The organism is Ruminococcus sp. AM26-12LB, assembly GCF_003480785.1.
In the GTDB taxonomy this organism is placed as follows: Bacteria; Bacillota; Clostridia; order Lachnospirales; family Lachnospiraceae; genus Blautia_A; species Blautia_A fusiformis.
This window is the reverse complement of sequence record NZ_QUJX01000001.1, coordinates 237,966-255,310: the sequence shown is the minus strand read 5'-3', so window position 1 is coordinate 255,310 and position 17,345 is coordinate 237,966. Positions and strand designations below refer to the sequence as shown.

At 46.5% G+C, this 17,345-nt stretch carries 17 protein-coding genes, 1 other RNA gene and 1 pseudogene; 4 read left to right on the top strand and 15 right to left on the bottom strand.

Annotated features, from left to right (window positions below; all coding sequences use genetic code 11):
• Positions 1–271: 271 nt before the first annotated feature.
• The 3 genes from DW694_RS01210 to DW694_RS01200 form a co-directional block, all read right to left on the bottom strand.
• Positions 272–979, bottom strand: coding sequence for a CvpA family protein (locus DW694_RS01210; RefSeq protein ID WP_021650939.1), 708 nt, complete (start codon positions 977–979; stop codon positions 272–274).
• Between the two features lie 10 nt (positions 980–989).
• Entirely contained in the window at positions 990–2,222 is a 1,233-nt protein-coding gene (locus DW694_RS01205) for a DUF5711 family protein (protein WP_022426514.1), read from the bottom strand.
• A gap of 66 nt (positions 2,223–2,288) precedes the next feature.
• A complete protein-coding gene (locus tag DW694_RS01200; RefSeq protein ID WP_118752421.1) occupies positions 2,289–3,581 on the bottom strand; it encodes a LysM peptidoglycan-binding domain-containing protein in 1,293 nt (430 codons plus the stop codon).
• 157 nt (positions 3,582–3,738) lie between these two features.
• Between DW694_RS01200 and yyaC the strand changes: the two genes are divergently transcribed.
• Positions 3,739–4,326, top strand: coding sequence for a spore protease YyaC (gene yyaC / locus DW694_RS01195; RefSeq protein WP_022426512.1), 588 nt, complete (start codon positions 3,739–3,741; stop codon positions 4,324–4,326).
• Here the strand turns inward: yyaC and DW694_RS01190 are convergent.
• The 8 genes from DW694_RS01190 to DW694_RS01155 all read right to left on the bottom strand — a co-directional run bounded on the left by DW694_RS01190 (position 4,299) and on the right by DW694_RS01155 (position 12,021).
• The gene (locus DW694_RS01190) at positions 4,299–5,237 is read right to left on the bottom strand and encodes a transketolase family protein (protein WP_015525670.1); all 939 of its coding nucleotides are present in this window, start codon (positions 5,235–5,237) and stop codon (positions 4,299–4,301) included. The two genes, yyaC and DW694_RS01190, sit on opposite strands and share 28 nt — an antisense overlap.
• Positions 5,225–6,064 carry a transketolase gene (locus tag DW694_RS01185; protein ID WP_015525669.1) on the bottom strand — a complete coding sequence of 280 codons (840 nt, stop codon included), beginning with the start codon at positions 6,062–6,064 and terminating at the stop codon, positions 5,225–5,227. Before DW694_RS01185 ends, DW694_RS01190 begins: the two co-directional genes overlap by 13 nt.
• A 66-nt stretch (positions 6,065–6,130) precedes the next feature.
• Positions 6,131–6,784 (bottom strand): fructose-6-phosphate aldolase, encoded by a 654-nt coding sequence (gene fsa / locus DW694_RS01180; protein WP_015525668.1) that lies wholly within the window; start codon positions 6,782–6,784, stop codon positions 6,131–6,133.
• 274 nt (positions 6,785–7,058) lie between these two features.
• A complete protein-coding gene (locus DW694_RS01175; protein ID WP_059086187.1) occupies positions 7,059–8,177 on the bottom strand; it encodes a LacI family DNA-binding transcriptional regulator in 1,119 nt (372 codons plus the stop codon).
• An 87-nt stretch (positions 8,178–8,264) separates the two neighbouring features.
• A complete protein-coding gene (gene recR / locus DW694_RS01170; protein WP_015525667.1) occupies positions 8,265–8,861 on the bottom strand; it encodes a recombination mediator RecR in 597 nt (198 codons plus the stop codon).
• Complete coding sequence (locus DW694_RS01165) at positions 8,861–9,217, bottom strand: YbaB/EbfC family nucleoid-associated protein (protein WP_015525666.1); 357 nt, start codon at positions 9,215–9,217, stop codon at positions 8,861–8,863. The genes recR and DW694_RS01165 overlap by 1 nt, the downstream gene beginning before the upstream one ends.
• 31 nt (positions 9,218–9,248) lie before the next feature.
• A complete protein-coding gene (dnaX, locus tag DW694_RS01160; RefSeq protein ID WP_110102770.1) occupies positions 9,249–10,871 on the bottom strand; it encodes a DNA polymerase III subunit gamma/tau in 1,623 nt (540 codons plus the stop codon).
• 70 nt (positions 10,872–10,941) lie between these two features.
• Positions 10,942–12,021 carry an ATP-dependent 6-phosphofructokinase gene (locus DW694_RS01155; protein WP_353611228.1) on the bottom strand — a complete coding sequence of 360 codons (1,080 nt, stop codon included), beginning with the start codon at positions 12,019–12,021 and terminating at the stop codon, positions 10,942–10,944.
• A 293-nt stretch (positions 12,022–12,314) separates the two neighbouring features.
• On the opposite strand from DW694_RS01155, the gene DW694_RS01150 reads away from it, so the two are divergent.
• The gene (locus tag DW694_RS01150; protein ID WP_059086189.1) at positions 12,315–13,076 is read left to right on the top strand and encodes a hypothetical protein; all 762 of its coding nucleotides are present in this window, start codon (positions 12,315–12,317) and stop codon (positions 13,074–13,076) included.
• 53 nt (positions 13,077–13,129) lie between these two features.
• Positions 13,130–13,391, top strand: an RNA gene (gene ffs, locus DW694_RS01145) — signal recognition particle sRNA large type.
• 94 nt (positions 13,392–13,485) lie between these two features.
• On the opposite strand, the gene DW694_RS01140 is transcribed toward ffs, so the two are convergent.
• The 3 genes and pseudogenes from DW694_RS01140 to DW694_RS01130 form a co-directional block, all read right to left on the bottom strand.
• Positions 13,486–13,923, bottom strand: a complete 438-nt coding sequence (locus DW694_RS01140) for a GatB/YqeY domain-containing protein (protein WP_022426683.1) — start codon at positions 13,921–13,923, stop codon at positions 13,486–13,488.
• Between the two features lie 122 nt (positions 13,924–14,045).
• The gene (gene tadA / locus DW694_RS01135) at positions 14,046–14,606 is read right to left on the bottom strand and encodes a tRNA adenosine(34) deaminase TadA (protein ID WP_243113491.1); all 561 of its coding nucleotides are present in this window, start codon (positions 14,604–14,606) and stop codon (positions 14,046–14,048) included.
• A 304-nt stretch (positions 14,607–14,910) separates the two neighbouring features.
• Positions 14,911–15,099: pseudogene (locus DW694_RS01130) on the bottom strand (family 1 glycosylhydrolase); the annotation flags it as partial.
• A gap of 164 nt (positions 15,100–15,263) precedes the next feature.
• Here DW694_RS01130 and DW694_RS01125 point away from each other — a divergent pair.
• Positions 15,264–15,959 carry an anaerobic ribonucleoside-triphosphate reductase activating protein gene (locus DW694_RS01125; protein WP_021650953.1) on the top strand — a complete coding sequence of 232 codons (696 nt, stop codon included), beginning with the start codon at positions 15,264–15,266 and terminating at the stop codon, positions 15,957–15,959.
• Positions 15,960–16,014: 55 nt separating this feature from the next.
• On the opposite strand, the gene DW694_RS01120 is transcribed toward DW694_RS01125, so the two are convergent.
• Positions 16,015–17,127 (bottom strand): DUF6128 domain-containing protein, encoded by a 1,113-nt coding sequence (locus DW694_RS01120; RefSeq protein WP_118752420.1) that lies wholly within the window; start codon positions 17,125–17,127, stop codon positions 16,015–16,017.
• Positions 17,128–17,345: the final 218 nt, after the last annotated feature.

Sequence of the window (17,345 nt, the reverse complement as noted above, 5' to 3'; positions counted from 1 at the left end):
CGTTGACGACTTGGATACTTTATCATATCTTCTGTCTTTTGTCAACTACTTTTTTATTTTTCTGAAAGCAGATGTATTTATCTGTTTCTTAAAAACAATTTGTTCCTAACAACTCTGATAGAATAGCATTTTTTCCATTAGCTGTCAACATGTTTTTTACATAAATTTCATTTTTTTCTGAAAAACGTATTTTTTCGCCAAAAACCGCATTTCACAGACATGGTCACCACCTGTATCCTGGTGCTTTTTCGTCTGCAAAATGCGGTTTCTTTTACCCACCATAAAATATTCCTGTAAAAATACGGATAAAAATATTTTTATCATAAAGAAAATCCAGTACTGTATCACCCCGGATCAGTCCCAGACCCTTTTGCCCTATTTCCGTGTTGCATAAAATCGTAAGTACCAGCATTCCGACCCATACAAAAACAATACACTTCATGCCTCCTACTACGGCGCCGGCTATTTTGTTGATCCCACGGATGACCGGCAATCTTGCCAGGAGATCCATGGCATACGCCAACACATGGATCAGGATTGAGGAAAGTATGTATGATACCAAAAAAGAAAGACAGTTCACTGCTACATTGGCCAGATATCCGGAAATATACCCTGCAAATGTATTAACCGCCAGATATTGATACACCAATGCCGTATTATTTTCTGTTATCCCCTTCTGGAGGAGATCCGGAATATCCATACTGCTGATCAACGCCTTCTGTTCCTCCTCATCCATGGTTTCTTTTCCATCTGCCAGAGAATCCACAAATGATCCGCTGGCAGTCTGGATTTTTTCATAAACAGACGTATTCTCACGTATGAACTGATTCACATAAGGATTGATCAGCCATACCAGAGCAACGGAGATCAGAACAAGCAATGCAGATACTACTTCTTTTACAAAGCCATGCCTGTATCCATCCACCATGGAAAAGGCAAGCAGGACCAGCACAGCCAGTCCAAGCCATGTCCAGTTCATATCTGCCCCCTTAACTGAATTTTATGGTGCTGACGCCTGTATCCAGTACCATAAGATATTTATTCCATCCGATCTTAAAGAAATCCCGGATCGTTCCATCTACATTTCCGGCATATTTCTGTACGCCACGGCTGTTCATCACGCAGATCTGCGAGCTGTTATACATGATGATATTATCTCCGCTCATTTTTATAGTCGTATATGGAATATTGAAATTTTTACGGAATTTCAGCTGTCCGCTCATACTATAGACTTCCATTGTATACAGATCATCTTTATTATTGTTTTTAAATACAAGGCCAATCCTGTCATCACTGAAAAATGTACTTACGATCTCCTGTTTTACATTGACTGTTTTGCTTTCTTTGGGAATCTGGCTTCCCTGGTAAGTAGAAAATCCATCATCTCGCAAAGCAATATACTTACTGTCACTGATACATTCCACCTGCGGGATCACTACATTCTCATAGGTATAACCACTTACGATCCGATCATCCTCATTCTGCCCTACATCCCCATAATTATAAAATGCCACATAGCTGGTAGTCTTGCTTCCATCAACATACTGGAATGTTACCATCATCACTCCGTTATCAGACACTGCTACATCCATGGGATATCCCGGATCATCGATCTTAGTCAGATTTTCCGCGACCAGACTGCCATCCGGATTATAAAAATTGATCCAGGTATTATCATCATTGTCCAGGATCACTGCAACCATTCCATTCGATGCGATCCGCACTTTTACAATAGCATAAGATGTTGTTACAGTTCCGGTCACACCTTTTTTGTCGCAGATATAAAGCGATGTTCCCTCGCTGTCTGCAACAACCGCCCTGCTTCCATTCACATCTGCAATAGGATTCTGCATTGTATAGGTTTCATTCCAGATCGTATTCATGCTGTTGTCCACAACAGATACTCCATCCGGACTGTATCTCAGGATATCTCCATCCATGTCCACATACTGTGTGGACACAACATCTTCCTGTTCGCTTGTATTTAATACTTTATAGCTGTGATAGCTTCTTTTTTCTGCATAGAGAAAAACCAGGCAGACTGCAGCAGCGATCACTGCCGCTGTGATCACCTTTTTCCCCTTTCTTGAAATCCTTCGGCGATGAGAAGTTCTCCCGTAGTGAGCGCCTTCCTGTGCAGCCTGTTCCTGTGCAAGCCTGGCTTTTTGCCTCATCAGCTTTTTACGCTTTTGTTTTTTCTGTATTTTTTTTATGATATTCACAACTGTATCCCTTACCTTAAGTATTTTATTTTGTAATTGGTTTTCCAGTTATTATAGCACACTCCATCAGGGTAGTACAATTACCTGCCCGGGATAAATGATCTCATTGGCAGAAATTCCGTTTAATGCACAGATCTGCTCCATCGCCGCTACAGTACCATAGCGGTTGAGACTGATCTGATACAAGGTGTCTCCCGGGCGGATCACATAAGTTTCTCCAGGATTTCCTGCAGCCACTGAAGTCTCTTCTGTTTTTTTCTCTTCTGTTTTTTTCTCTTCTGTTTTTTTCTCTTCTGTTTTATTATCCTTTTTTTGCGTTGCTTCTGAAACAGACTGTTTTTTTGAACTTCGAGGTTCCGGTGTTATTGAGATTTTTTCTCTTTTCTGCATGGTTTCCGTCGGGACCGGAGTTCCCCGCACAGCTTCCTGCGTCTGTACCGGTTTTTGTGTTTGCACCGGTTTCTGCGTCTGCACCGCCTTTGGCGAAACCGATACACTCCGCACCGGTTCTGTTACTGCAGGTGTCATCTGCACCACCGAAGCAGAAGCAGCGCGATAATCTTCCGGAACCTCTGTTTTTTCCTGCTGATTCCGATAAAAGCCCACTCCAGCCACAAGAACTGCCAATGCCAGACACACCGTAGCCGCATAAGAAAAAACAGAAGTTTTCTCTTCTCCCTGTTCCTCCGGATTTTTACTGTCTATGATCTTTCTGAAATTTCTGACAGCCCTGTCCTCCACTTTCTCGGATGCTTCTCCGCCCTCTTTCTGGCTGCGTTCGATCATATACGTCTGCATCTGAGAATTTTTCTCATAATAAATATAATACCCGCTCAGTTTTGCCATCATGCCGCCATCATAACGGAAAAAGGCATCCTCCCGTTCTCCAGGATCCATCAGCATCAGGATCTTTTCCCCTCCGAAATGTCTGAGATGTACTTTCACAAAAAGCTCCGTGATCTCCATTGCTATCTGAGGCTGTGCAAAAAACCATCCCACGATCTCCTGCTCCGGAAAATACTGATCCTTATCCTCCTGCAGTTTCTGCCAGAGTTTTTCCGAAAAGTCAATATGTTCTGCCGCAGCCTCCATGCCGTCTGCTGCAATGGCACCTTTTATAAAAATACAGGTCATATCTGCAGTCCATTGAATTTCACCTGTAAGTACCGCCACACTTCCCTGGCCTTCCGGCTTTTCATCTTCTGCCAGGCTGCAGAGAAATGTGTATACATAATCTTCTATATAAATCCTGTAATCTCCGTTCGCCAGCCCGATCTGCCTTACATTTCTAGGCATGGAAAACGATTCCTGTGCGGCTTCCTGTTCTGTTGTGTCCTCCTTATAAATGACTTCTATCATCTCATATCACTCCTTCTGTCCAAGCATAGCACAGTAAAAATGCGGATTTTAGCAGAATGTAAGAGTCTGTCCACAGAATTTAGCGACAGATTCCGCACCATGCATATTTTTCCTTTTTTCAGGATATGATAGAGTGAAAAAAGAATCGAGGTTTCTCATGGCTTTTTACATTGATGCCGGAAAAAACGGTTCATCCGGCGAGATTGCTTATCTTCTGAAAAAATGCATTCTTCACTGTCCTAAAAAATGGACTGAGATCGTGTTTTTATGCATTGGCAGTGATCGTGTTACCGGAGATTGTTTAGGCCCATATATCGGACACCTTCTTCATCCTCATGAAACCGGACATATTTTTGTCTACGGCACTCTTTCCTGCCCGGTCCATGCCCTGAACTTGGAAAAAACTTCATCGCTTATCACAAGGCTTCATCCACACGCCCTTGTAATCGCCATAGATGCTTCTCTTGGACAAAAAAAACACCTGGGCTATGTGACCATTGGAAATGGTGCACTTTACCCAGGTGCTGGTGTTCAGAAAGATCTTCCACCTGTAGGGGACATCCATATCACCGGCATTGTAAATACTGCCGGAATCATGGAGCAGCTTACCCTGCAGACTACCCGGCTCTCCACCGTGGTAGCACTTGCAGATGTGATCGCCTGCGGGATCCTTAAGATACTTCCTGCAGAAACAGACTTATCCCCTGTTGATCTTGATTATGCGAACTCCTTGATCTGCTTATAGATACCCTCTGCATCGAGACCGTATTTATGAAGAAGCTCTAATGCCGGACCGGACTCACCGAATACATCATGGATTCCGATACGTTTAACCGGTACCGGTGCCTTCTCAGCCAGGCACTCGCATACAGCTCCGCCAAGACCGCCGATGATGGAATGCTCCTCAACAGTTACAACCTTGCCGGTTTCTTTGGCAGCTGCAACAACAAGGTCCTCATCCAGAGGCTTGATGGTATGGATATTGATCACTTTTGCATCGATTCCGTCTGCTGCAAGCTTCTCAGCTGCTTCAAGAGCCGGTGCAACGCAAAGTCCGTTTGCGATGATGGTAAGATCTTTTCCCTCGCGGAGAACGATGCCCTTACCAAGCTCAAATTTATAATCCGGTCTGTCATTGATAACCGGAACAGCAAGACGTCCGAATCTCATGTATACCGGTCCCTGATGCTCGTAAGCAGCAGCAACCATAGCTTTTGCTTCGATATCATCAGAAGGACTTGCAACGACCATGCCCGGAATCACTCTCATCAGGGCAAAATCCTCCAGGCACTGATGTGTGGCGCCATCTTCACCTACAGAAATACCGCCGTGAGTTGCTCCGATCTTTACATTCAGCTTCGGATATCCGATGGAGTTACGAACCTGCTCATAAGCACGTCCTGCTGCAAACATTGCAAAAGTACTTGCAAAGGGAACCTTACCTGTGGAAGCGATTCCTGCTGCAATACCCATCATGTTGCACTCTGCGATACCGCAGTCAATGTGACGCTCCGGGAATTCTTTTTTAAACATACCTGTCTGTGTAGCTGCAGCAAGGTCAGCGTCAAGAACGATAAGATCCTCGTGTTTTTTTCCTAATTCTATGAGGGCACTGCCGTAGCTTGCTCTCGTTGCGATTTTCTTTACTTCTGACATAATGCTTCACCTACCTTCTCCAGATCTTCCATTGCCTGTGCATACTGCTCGTCATTCGGAGCTTTTCCGTGCCAGCCTACTGCGTTCTCCATGTAGGAAACGCCTTTACCTTTTACTGTTTTCATGATGATAGCTGTCGGCATACCCTTTGTAGCTCTTGCCTCATCAAAAGCAGCCTTCAGCTGATCCATATCGTTGCCGTCCGCAACATTGATCACATGGAAATTGAAAGCTTCAAATTTCTTGTCGATCGGATACGGGGAGCATACATCTGCAATGTCACCATCGATCTGAAGTCCATTGTTATCTACGATCACAACCAGGTTGTCCAGTTTACGGAAGCCTGCGAACATAGCTGCCTCCCACACCTGGCCTTCCTCGATCTCACCATCACCCAGCAATGTATATACTCGATAGTCATCATTACTGAGTTTGGCAGAAAGAGCCATACCTGCTGCTGCAGAGATTCCCTGACCAAGAGAACCGCTGGACATATCAACGCCCGGAATATGCTTCATATCCGGATGTCCCTGAAGATAGGAGCCCAGATGACGAAGTGTTTTCAGATCCTCTTTTGGAAAATATCCTCTCTCTGCAAGTACAGAATAGAGTCCCGGTGCTGTATGTCCTTTGGAAAGGACAAAGCGGTCACGGTCTGCCTTCTTAGGATCCTTCGGATCGATGTTCATCTCTTCAAAATATAAATAGGTGAACACGTCTGCTGCAGAAAGGGATCCGCCCGGATGGCCGGCCTTTGCTGCATGGACTGCTGTTACGATATCCTTGCGGACTTCGTTGGCAACTTTCTGAAGTTCTAACTTATCCATGTTATAAATGTCTCCTTTTTAGTGCCCTGCTGTTCACAGGGAATTTGTATATAAAAGAGGTTTCGATCACTCACCGAATACTGCCTTGTAATCAGCCTGGAATTTAGCGATACCTGCATCTGTCAGCGGATGATGTGTCATCTGCTCAATTACCTTGAACGGTACCGTAGCGATATCTGCGCCTGCAAGTGCACATGCAGTTACATGCATTGGATGACGAACGCTTGCTGCGATGATCTCTGTCGGGATATCTGCAACTGCAAACATCTCAGCGATCTGCTGGATCAGCTCAACGCCATCTGTGGAGATGTCATCCAGTCTTCCAAGGAACGGAGATACATATGTAGCACCTGCTCTTGCTGCAAGAAGTGCCTGGTTAGCAGAAAAGATCAGAGTAACGTTTGTCTTGATCCCCTCAGAGGAAAGAACCTTAACTGCCTTCAGTCCCTCTGTTGTCATAGGAATCTTAACAACCATGTTCGGATGGATGGCTGCGATCTCACGTCCCTCACGGATCATTCCCTCAGCATCTGTTGTGGTAGCTTTAACCTCACCGCTGATCGGTCCGTCAACGATCGTTGTGATCTCTTTGATCACCTCGTTGAAGTCTCTTCCTTCTTTGGCGATCAGAGACGGGTTTGTTGTAACTCCACAGATAACTCCCATGTCATTTGCTTCTCTGATATCCTCTACTTTAGCTGTGTCGATAAAAAATTTCATTGTTTTTTCCTCCTGTTTACGTTCGTTCTTTTTCTTGATGATTCCATTATAACAAACTCATTGCGGGGGTCAAGGCACCTGCTTTTTATTAATAAATCTTTTATTAATAAAATAACATTTTATTAATAGTGCCTGTCAATTTTTTCACCCAAAACAGCTTCTTTCCATTTTCCTCAATTCGAATATCGCCGTAATTATCGTAGCTAACAAGGTTTCTATTCAAATGTGTCATGGAAACTCTCTCTATATATTATTATTAATAATTTTTGCGCTATTATTTATTTTTCTGTTCATCAGACTGGTTTCTGTCCAGTCTTGCATACCCCGTCGTGCGGCGCGTGATCAGCTTCGGGGTATATTCGATATTATACAGGCTGGCAGGTCTTTCATCCAGGTAAAATTTATCATTCATGTCGATCTTACGGATGATGATGTCACAGGCATCTCTTCCCTTCAGCGCAACAAAATGATCAATGGTTGTCAGGGAGATCCTGCGGATGCCGGAATAAAAAATATTGTCGCACCCTATGACAGAAACATCCTTCGGAACGTGTATCCTCATTTCATGCAGCGCATCAATGGCGCCTATGGCCATCATGTCATTCTGTCCTGCGATAGCCGTAAATTTCTGTCCTTCCTGGAGAAGCTCCATAGTCAGCTCGTAGCCCATGGCATACTCGGAATCCATCCGCGGGATCTTTCTGTCATTGGACTCATCTGCCGCCTTGATGAGCACATGATCCTTTTTTCCCTCTTTTTCAAACTCGCGGACAAAACCCTCCACACGCTTGGAGCGCTGCCACTGCCGTCTGGTAAGTGGCGGCGTGATAAATGCCACATCCGTGTGCCCCAGATCAAGAAGATGTCTGGCCATCAGCCTTCCTACCACTGTGTTGTCCTGATTGATAGCATCTACCGTGGTTGTTTTTTCCTTGTTGCTGATGATGACCAGCGGTGTTTCTTTTGCAATCTTTTCTACCTGATGCTGGAAATCCGGATGAGGATTGCAGGTATAGATGATCCCTGCCGGCCGCATGGTCTGCATCATACGGAGATATTTTTCTTCCAGCCCCGCATCGCGCTGGGTGTTGCAGATAAATACCCCATATCCCTGCTCATTGGCCACAGCCTCGATCCCCTGAAGCAGCAGTACATAATAGGGACTGGTGAGTGTGGGGCAGAAAACAACGATCAGCTTTTCTTTTCTGTCAGCTTTGTGTTTCCGACGTCCGGGAAGCTCATAGCCAAGCTCTCTGGCCGCCTGCTCCACCCGCTCTACAGTTTCTCTCGAAAAAGAAACATTATATTTCCGGTTCAGCACCATGGATACCGTTGCCTGGGAAACTCCTGCGCGTGCTGCCACATCCGATGAGGTTGCTTTCTTTTTTGCCACCAGTCTCACCTCCTTTATAACCTGGGGAAATTTCCTGGCTGCTTATCACTTTTTGCAATCCCTCAGGGAATTTTTCACCTGATCCGGTTATAGTTCCACTCTTCCTTCCAGTGCCCGGAGAAGTGTCACCTCATCAATATACTCCAGATCACCGCCCACCGGAACTCCGCTGGCGATACGGCTTACTTTGATCCCGGTCGGTTTGATCAGCTTACTGATGTACATAGCTGTCGTTTCGCCTTCAAGACTGGAATTGGTTGCCACAATAACTTCCTTTACATCCCCCTGAAGGCGCTTCATCAGTTCCTTCAGTTTGATATCATCCGGCCCGATCCCAAGCATCGGGGAGATTGCACCATGAAGTACATGATATACACCGTCAAATTTACCTGTTTTCTCATATGCTGCCAGATCCCTGGTATTCTCAACCACCATGATCGTGCTGTGATCCCTTTTGGGATTGGCGCAGATCGGACAAAGCTCCTGATCTGTCAGCGTGTAACAGCACTTACAGTACTGAACATTCTGCCTTGCATCGGTAATGGAGGCGGTCAGCTGCTCCACCTGGTCCTTCGGCATATTCATGATATGAAATGCAAGACGCTGGGCAGATTTGGCTCCGATCCCCGGAAGATGGGAAAGCTGCTCAATAAGTTTATTGATATGGCTGCTGTAATATTCCATCAGAAAGGAAGACCTCCGCCAAGACCGCCAAGGCCGCCTGTGAGTTTGGACATCACTGCTGCTGACTCGGACTCAACCTGACGGAGCGCCTCATTTGTTGCTGCCGCGATCATGTCCTCAAGCATCTCGATATCATCCGGATCTACCGCTTCCTCGGAAAGTGTGACCTTTGTTATTTCACGTTTACCGGAAACTGTAACGGAAACAGCTCCGCCGCCTACTGTTGCTGTAAACTCTTTTTCCTCAAGAGCTTTCTGGTTTTCTTCCATCTGACGCTGCATTTTCTGCGCCTGTTTCATAAGATTATTCATGTTTCCCGGCATACCCATGCCAGGAAATCCACCTCTTTTTGCCATAATACTTTCCTCCTGTTTTTTGTTTACGGATTTATGACTCCTCATCCGGGTCTTCTTCCACTACGATATCCATGTGGATATTCTCCCGAAGTGCATCGTCTACTGTGATCTGCGCGAGATTGGTGTGCTGATGTTTGTTGGCTACCAGCATATGTATCTCCACGCTCTTGCCTGTCCGGGCAACAATAATGTCCTGAAGCTCTTTCTTCGCCTCCGGATTGTCTACATAATTCATCCCCAGAAAATCCTGGAATTCCACATAAAGGATGGGATCTCCTGTTTCTCCGTTATACTTGGGGACTGCACGCTGCAGGGACTGCTTGAAAAGTCCGGTAGTCTGACCCACGATGGCACGCCAGCCTGCCACGATCTTCTGAAGATCCTCAGGAGCTGCCTTCTGTGGTTTCTGCTGCTGTACCGTTGCTGTACCGGTCACTGCCGCCCCCGGTTCCCCGGCTCCACCGGCCTCGCTCTCCCGAACGATCACCTGCTGCACAGGCCGTTCCTCCATCTGTTTTTCCAGGACACGAAGCCTGTCAAGAACAGAGTCCAGATTTGTCTCCATGGCCGGTCTGCACAGCTTGATCAGTGCGATTTCCACCAATACACGCTTCTGGCTTGCAAAACGGATCTGATTGGACAGATCGGAAAAAATACGAATGTAACGCATCAGCGTCTCCACATCTGTCATCCCGCTCTCTTCCTTCAGAAGCTTCAGATTCTCAGAAGAAACATCAATGGCTTCCTCCGGATTTTCGGAAGTCTTCACAAGCAGAAGATTTCGCATATACCAGGTAAAATCTGATACAAACTGTCCCAGCTCCCGGCCGCCTGTGATCAGGTCCTCCAGCACATGGATGGAACCTGTCACATCGCCGGAAAGAACCTTTCGGAGAAGTCTGCTGAATACCTCTGTATCCACAGCTCCCAGAACATCCAGGACTTTATCATAAGTAAGCACCTGTCCCAGATAAAAGGAAATACACTGATCCAGAAGACTCAGGGCATCTCGCATGGACCCGTCGCCTTTTTTTGCCACATAGCGTACAGCCTTCTCCTCTGCTTCCACCCCTTCTGCTGTCAGAAGCTCGGAAAGTCTGGCAGCAATGGTATCAATGGATATCCGGTGAAAGTCATAGCGCTGACATCTGGACAGTATTGTGATCGGTATCTTGTGGGCCTCTGTAGTCGCCAAGATAAAAATAACATAAGAAGGCGGCTCCTCCAATGTTTTCAGAAGAGCATTAAATGCACCTGTTGAGAGCATATGCACCTCATCGATGATATAAACCTTGTATTTGCCCTCTGTTGGACGATAAGCCACTTCCTCACGGATCTCACGGATGTTATCAACACCGTTGTTGGAGGCTGCATCGATCTCGATCACATTCATGGCAGTTCCCGCCTGAATGGCCTTGCACATGGCACATTCATTGCAGGGGCTGCCATTTACAGGATGTTCACAGTTTACTGCCTTCGCCAGGATCTTTGCAACCGTAGTTTTTCCGGTACCACGCGTTCCGCAGAACAGGTATGCGTGTCCGATACGGTTCGCCTTGATCTGGTTGGTCAGTGTTGTCACAATATGGTCCTGTCCTTTTACATCGTCAAAATTGTCGGGACGAAATTTACGGTAAAGAGCAGTATAACTCATAAAACTCTCCTTCTCTTCGCCACAGTCGCCGCGGAAAGACTCCCGCGGCGGCCAGATGACTCATAATTCATTAATCGCCAAAACTGATTCCGATCTGTTTGGCTGCTTTTACAAGCTGATCCTTTGGAGATACCATCTTCAGCTTGCCTGCGCATTCAGCAAGAGGAACCCTCTTGATCTTGCCGTTGATGACACCGATCATAACACCGTATTCCTCATCCATGATCGCCTGCGCTGCACCGGCACCGATCCTTGTGGAAAGAACGCGGTCATATGCACATGGCTCTCCGCCTCGCTGCATATGTCCCGGAACTGTGATACGTACCTCACTTCCGGTCACCTGCTGGATCTGGTCTGCGATCTCATAGGATACAGACGGATATTTCTTCGCTCTTTCCGCAAGCTTTTCTTTGTATTTTTTCTTCGGAAGCTCTGCATCTTCTTTTGAGATAGCTCCCTCAGCTACTGCAAGAATGGTAAAACGCTTGCCTGCCTTGTTACGCTTCTGGATGGCTTCTACAACCTTATTGATATCATATGGGATCTCCGGGATCAGGATCACATCTGCTCCGCCTGCAACACCGGCATTCAGTGTAAGGCTTCCGACCTTATGTCCCATGATCTCAACAATAAATACACGTCCATGAGATGCAGCTGTTGTATGGATGCAGTCAATGGCATTTGTTGCGATCTCCAGAGCGCTCTGGAAGCCAAAGGTCATATCTGTACCCCAGATATCATTATCAATGGTCTTCGGAAGATGGATGATATTCAGGCCTTCCTCGCGGAGAAGATTGGCGGTTTTCTGCGTTCCGTTTCCGCCGAGGATCACAAGACAGTCAAGACAGAGCTTATAGTAAGTCTGTTTCATGGCCTCAACCTTGTCCAGTCCCTTCTCATCCGGAACCCGCATCAGTTTGAATGGCTGTCTGGATGTTCCGAGAATAGTTCCGCCCTGAGTCAGGATTCCGGAAAAGTCCCTGGCTGTAAGCATACGGTATTTCCCGTAGATCAGTCCCTTATATCCGTCATCAAATCCATAAACCTCAAGGTTCTCAACGCTGTTGCTCAGACCCTTTACAACGCCTCTCATGGTTGCGTTCAGTGCCTGACAGTCACCACCGCTTGTCAGCAGACCGATTCTTTTAATCATAGCGTCCTCCATTCTATGCCCTCTTATGTGCACATTTTATTTGTTGCTGTCTGCATATAAGACAGATATTCCACCTGACGTATTTCTGCAGAACAACTACTGTATCCTCTCTTTTCACAGAGTTTTACACAATATAATATTATAAAGCATTTTCAGGCAGTGTACAATAGCCAAAAAAGCACGAAAACAGCGAGTGTATTGATTGACTTTACCTGTATCTCATCGTAAAATAAAATTATCAGTAACTTTCGTATGTTTACAGAAAATTTTTACCAGGAAAGGAGCGTCCTATGAAAAAAATCCTCAAAAAACTATCCTGCGCTTTATTAGCCGCAGCCATGGTATGCGCCATGACTCCTCTCGCCGCCAGTGCAGCGATCAATTATTCCAAAACCCGGATCGTTTATATGCCCACATCCGGAAAGGACTTGGGATACGATGAGATCTCGATCAGCAATATTCCTGCTAAACAGAACATTCTCAAATCCAATGTTAAAGTGGTCAGCGGCGGTTCTGTGATCGCACTGGACTCCTTCGGTTCCAGCAGCTTCAAAAGTACCACGGAGGCTTTCCGCAAGGGTGCAAAACCGTACACTCACTCCGATCATTTCTACAATATCGGTTTTGCCGTTAAAAAGCCCGGAACTGGAAAGATTTCCTTCAAGGTCGGAAACAAAACCTATACTTCCACCATCAAGGTGCTTCGTTATGTCAACCCGTTGAAATCCGTCTCCATCACAGGTGTAAAAGGCAATCTTGCCGGAAAATTCAAAAGCTCCGGCCATAACGCCTTTCGTTACGCCAACAAGGCACAGAAGAATGCTGTCATGAAATGCACCGCTGCAAATGGCTGGAAGATCACAGGCGTTTCTTTCAACAACAACCGGACCCATACACAGTATAGTACCAATTACAACGCCCCTAACAGCGGGGCTTCTTCTTCCACGCTCCGTATCGGAAATCTTTCCGCGAAGCAGTCCGCCTATATCAGCTTCACCCTTCGCAACACCAAAAACGGGGCGGTACAGTACTGTACACTTAATATGAACTGATTTATTTCGGTCTGTACCTTGACAAATCCGGTTTCAGAGTCTATAATTAAATTCCGCGCAGCCGGGGAGATAGCGGTGCCCTGTACCTGCAATCCGCTACAGCAGGGGTGATGCCAATCTGAGGCTTGTATCTTGCAGAGCAGCCCTTTATAAGTGGCGTTGACGTCTGGGTCTTACGCAACAGGAATCTGTGAACCGTGTCAGGGCAGGAATGCAGCAGCACTAAGCAGAAGCTCTTGTGTGCCGTGAGGGTGCCTGGGCTGAGTTAACTGTAAAGGTAACGTCTGTGAGACCATTCCGAGGTGCGGCGCGCGTAAAAAAGGTTATAATATATGATCTCTATATAAACAGCATTCCCGCCGGGTCCGTCATTTATGACTGATCCGGCGGGATTTTTTGTGCTATTATTTTATTTACAATATCCGGCAACTACCTGATTAATCAGCTTGCCGTCTGCCTTTCCCTTCAGATCTCCCATAACTGCCTTCATGATCTGGCCTTTATTTCCTGTTGCCAGAACATCTGCAAATTTCTCCTCGATATAAGCCTTGATCTCTGCTTCATCCATCTGCTTCGGAGCATATTTCGCAATGATATCATATCTTGCCTGATACTCCTCTTTCAGATCTGTACGTTCTGCAGGGCAGGTGTCGATCTGCTCTTTTGCTGTTTTCAGCTCTTTCAGGATAACTTTGTCTACAAGCTCTCCTTTGATGTCATCACGGCATCCCTCATCAATGGCAGCTTTTTTTACTGCTGCGATCAGTGCGGAAACTGCTTCCTTTGTTACCTTATCTTTGGCCTTCATTGCTGCTACCATGTCTTTTCTTAAAGCTTCAAGTTCCATTTTTTGTTCCTCCATTTTCTGTCGTTCCTGTATCAACGACTTTCGTTTGACCTGAATGGATTTTCTGTCTGTAATAGTGAAATCCATTTATGATTTTATTTTGATATTTTCACAGGATTCTGTCAAGAGTAAATCTCCCGGGATTTTTCGTTCTGTTCCGCTCTCTCTGACTGTGTCTGCCCGGCAAGGCGCTCTGCTTCCTGCTTCTTCAGGATTTTTGCCTGCTTCTTTTTCTCCCGCAGTTCCCTGAAAAATGTGGAAAGCATTTCGGAGCATTCCTCTTCCAATATCCCTTCTGTGATCTTTACCTGATGATTAAAGCCTTCGATCTGAAGAAGATTCATCACAGATCCGGCACAGCCTGCTTTCGGGTTCATACAGCCGATCACCACCTCATCGATCCTGGATTGTACCAGTGCACCGGAACACATCTGACAAGGCTCCAGCGTTACATACATGGTGCATCCCTCCAGACGCCAGTCTCCCAGCTTTTTACTTGCCCTTCGGATAGCATTAAGCTCTGCATGGGATAAGGTATTTTTATCTGTATTGCGGCGATTGTAGCCTCTGGCTATGATCTTTCCCTCATGCACGATCACGCAGCCGATCGGCACTTCCTCCAATGCACGGGCCTTTTTTGCCTGGCGGATCGCCTCTTTCATAAAACGTTCCTGATCTGTCACGTTTTTACTCCTCCTGTAACTTCACATTCCGGAAAAAGCTCCGGGATCCTATCTTGTTCATACTAAGACTGCTCTCAGCCTTCTGTCCGTTCGATTATAGCTTTTCCGGTATTTCATGTCAATCTGCTGCAAAACAGATATTCGCACACAGCCAAAAACGCCACAGAAATTTCCACACTAATTTCTGCAGCGTTTTCTTATTGTATGACAGAAAAACGCAGACAACGGAAGCTCTCGCGAACTCCATTGTCTGCGTCAATGAATGCATTATATCTGCTTTTTTCCGGAAAGTCAAGCAGCCAGATTATTTGTGAAGTGACTCACCATTGGTAGCGATCACATCTTTATACCAATAGAAGGATTTTTTCTTATAACGGTTCAGTGTACCTGTTCCATCGTCGTTGCGGTCCACGTAGATGTAACCGTAGCGTTTTTTCAGCTCTGCTGTAGATGCACTGACAAGGTCAATGCAGCCCCAGGAGGTGTAGCCCATAAATTATATGTTTTTTTTCTTCCATGAGCAAGTCCCCATCTCTGCTTACTGCTTTTCGCAGCTCCGCAGGAAACTTACTTGATTCGGTTAAAAAGGCTTGCAGCTTTTTTCGGGGGAGAGTATGCTTGTAGTATCATAAATAAGAGAAACAAGGGGATTTTCCTATGAAAATATGTGGATTTAACAAAACAACCCTGCTGGATTATCCGGGAAGGGTAGCCTGTACCATATTCTTAGGCGGCTGCAACTTCCGCTGCCCATTCTGCCAGAATGGAGCTCTTGTCGTGGAGCCTGACACCCAGCCCGAATATTCCCAGGAGGAAATCCTGGCTTTTCTAAAAAAAAGAAAGGGGATTCTCGATGGCGTCTGTATTTCCGGCGGTGAACCCACACTTGCACCGGAGCTGCCGGAATTTCTCAGCAGGATCAGGGAGCTGGGCTATGATGTGAAGCTCGATACCAACGGTTCCCGCCCCTCCGTGGTAAAAAATCTCGCAGCAGCTGACCTGATCAACAAAGTTGCCATGGATATCAAGGCCTGTCCTTCCAACTATCATGTGCTTACCGGTGTACATGCCGATCTGGATGGGATCCGGGAAACTGCCGGATGGCTGCTGGACGGACACCTTGATTATGAATTTCGTACAACAGTTGTGAGGGAACTTCATTCCGAAAAAGATTTTCAGGAGATCAGCCGATGGTTAAGCGGTGCAAAAGCTTATTATCTCCAGGCTTACCGGGATTCCGACGGAGTTCTGATACCGGGATTCTCTGCCTGCTCCGAGGAAGAAATGAAAAACTACCGGGATATCCTGTCTCAGACGATCCCGGTAGTAGAAATTCGTGGTATGGAGCTGTGATCTGCGGATTTGCAAAACTGTTTGCTTATCTGCATGGATGCCGAAATTTTTCTGATCAGATGTTAATAAAACAGTACCAGTATCCTCCCTTTCCGCCTGGGATATGAATATCCGGACATTCCTTAAAGTGGGGAAAGCCAAACATATTGGCCATAAACCGTTCCTGCTGGCTGTATCCACCGGGTACCCCCAGTATGTACTGTCCCCGGGGATTTCTGCACAGCAGAAGATGGCCGAAATTCTGATATCCGTACATGACAAAACGGTTGCTGCAGAAGCAGCCGTTTTTTCTGCATAAGGCACTGCAGTCCGATGGTCTGATCTTGCGGCAGTCTGTGAAATAGCCGTCGTTAAAGGGATCATCACAGGGTATTCCCGGAAGTGAACGAGATGGCTCCGGTCGCGATGGTTTCGGCGGATGCGGTGACGGCTGGCCTGGCCGTGGTAGTTCCGGCGGATGCGGTGACGGCTGGCCTGGTCGTGGTGGTTCCGGCGGATGCGGTGATGACTGGCCTGGTCGCAGTGGCTCCGGCGGATGCGGACTGGGAGCCTGATATGAATTTCCGGTTTCCGATGTCTTTAATACATCCTCCTGAATCTCCTCCACCGTCATGATCCTGTCTGACTCCTTCTGATTTTCCTGCACTTCTGGCAAGGTTCCATCTTTTTGATTTTCTTCTTCCTTTTCTTCCCGCTCTCTGCCTGTTTTCTCCGCCGCCTTCTGATATTCCGTTCCTGTTTTCTCCGTTTCCTTCCGAGATTCCGTTTCTTTTTTCTTCCACTCGCGGAAATTCTCCGGCCGGATCGGCTGATCATCCCATTCCGTTCCCCAGAATCCGCCGGCATCGGAGATCAGAAGCAGTCCTCCAAGCTCCTGAAGACTTTTTCCCATGCCTCCAATATCCCCTGTATCCGTCTCCAGTGCGCACTCGATCCGCTCCCGCCCGGTAACACAGCTTCCGATCAAAATACCATCCATCAACCCTTCCTGCCGCACAAACCCATACACTCTGCACCGACTTCCAGGCTCCAGTCCAACGCAGCGCAGATGAACCTCCACACGGCATTTCCTATCTCTGGCCTCCACCCTCACATAACCGCTGCTGCCATCTTTTTTTCCTTTCCGATACTCGTACACATACGCAACAAAACGCTGATATCCAGCCAACGCACGTCCCTCCGGTATTTCGGTTTCGTTAATATATATGAAGATCGAGAGAAATCATTCCATCAACTGAAAAAAGCTCCAGGATGTACAAACATAAAAAAGAACCCCTCAACCAAGGGATTCTCAAGCTGTTAGTCGAAAGAATACGGCTATACCCGAATCAGTACACCGAAACAGAATATTAACAGACAGGTGAAGAATTAAGACGTACAGATAAT

Coding starts and splice junctions, on each gene's coding strand:
- DW694_RS01210 (WP_021650939.1), bottom strand. CDS start 979: ATGAACTGGACATGGCTTGGACTGGCTGTGCTGGTCCTGCTTGCCTTT.
- DW694_RS01200 (WP_118752421.1), bottom strand. CDS start 3,581: ATGATAGAAGTCATTTATAAGGAGGACACAACAGAACAGGAAGCCGCA.
- yyaC (WP_022426512.1), top strand. CDS start 3,739: ATGGCTTTTTACATTGATGCCGGAAAAAACGGTTCATCCGGCGAGATT.
- DW694_RS01190 (WP_015525670.1), bottom strand. CDS start 5,237: ATGTCAGAAGTAAAGAAAATCGCAACGAGAGCAAGCTACGGCAGTGCC.
- DW694_RS01185 (WP_015525669.1), bottom strand. CDS start 6,064: ATGGATAAGTTAGAACTTCAGAAAGTTGCCAACGAAGTCCGCAAGGAT.
- fsa (WP_015525668.1), bottom strand. CDS start 6,784: ATGAAATTTTTTATCGACACAGCTAAAGTAGAGGATATCAGAGAAGCA.
- recR (WP_015525667.1), bottom strand. CDS start 8,861: ATGGAATATTACAGCAGCCATATCAATAAACTTATTGAGCAGCTTTCC.
- DW694_RS01165 (WP_015525666.1), bottom strand. CDS start 9,217: ATGGCAAAAAGAGGTGGATTTCCTGGCATGGGTATGCCGGGAAACATG.
- dnaX (WP_110102770.1), bottom strand. CDS start 10,871: ATGAGTTATACTGCTCTTTACCGTAAATTTCGTCCCGACAATTTTGAC.
- DW694_RS01150 (WP_059086189.1), top strand. CDS start 12,315: ATGAAAAAAATCCTCAAAAAACTATCCTGCGCTTTATTAGCCGCAGCC.
- DW694_RS01140 (WP_022426683.1), bottom strand. CDS start 13,923: ATGGAACTTGAAGCTTTAAGAAAAGACATGGTAGCAGCAATGAAGGCC.
- DW694_RS01125 (WP_021650953.1), top strand. CDS start 15,264: ATGAAAATATGTGGATTTAACAAAACAACCCTGCTGGATTATCCGGGA.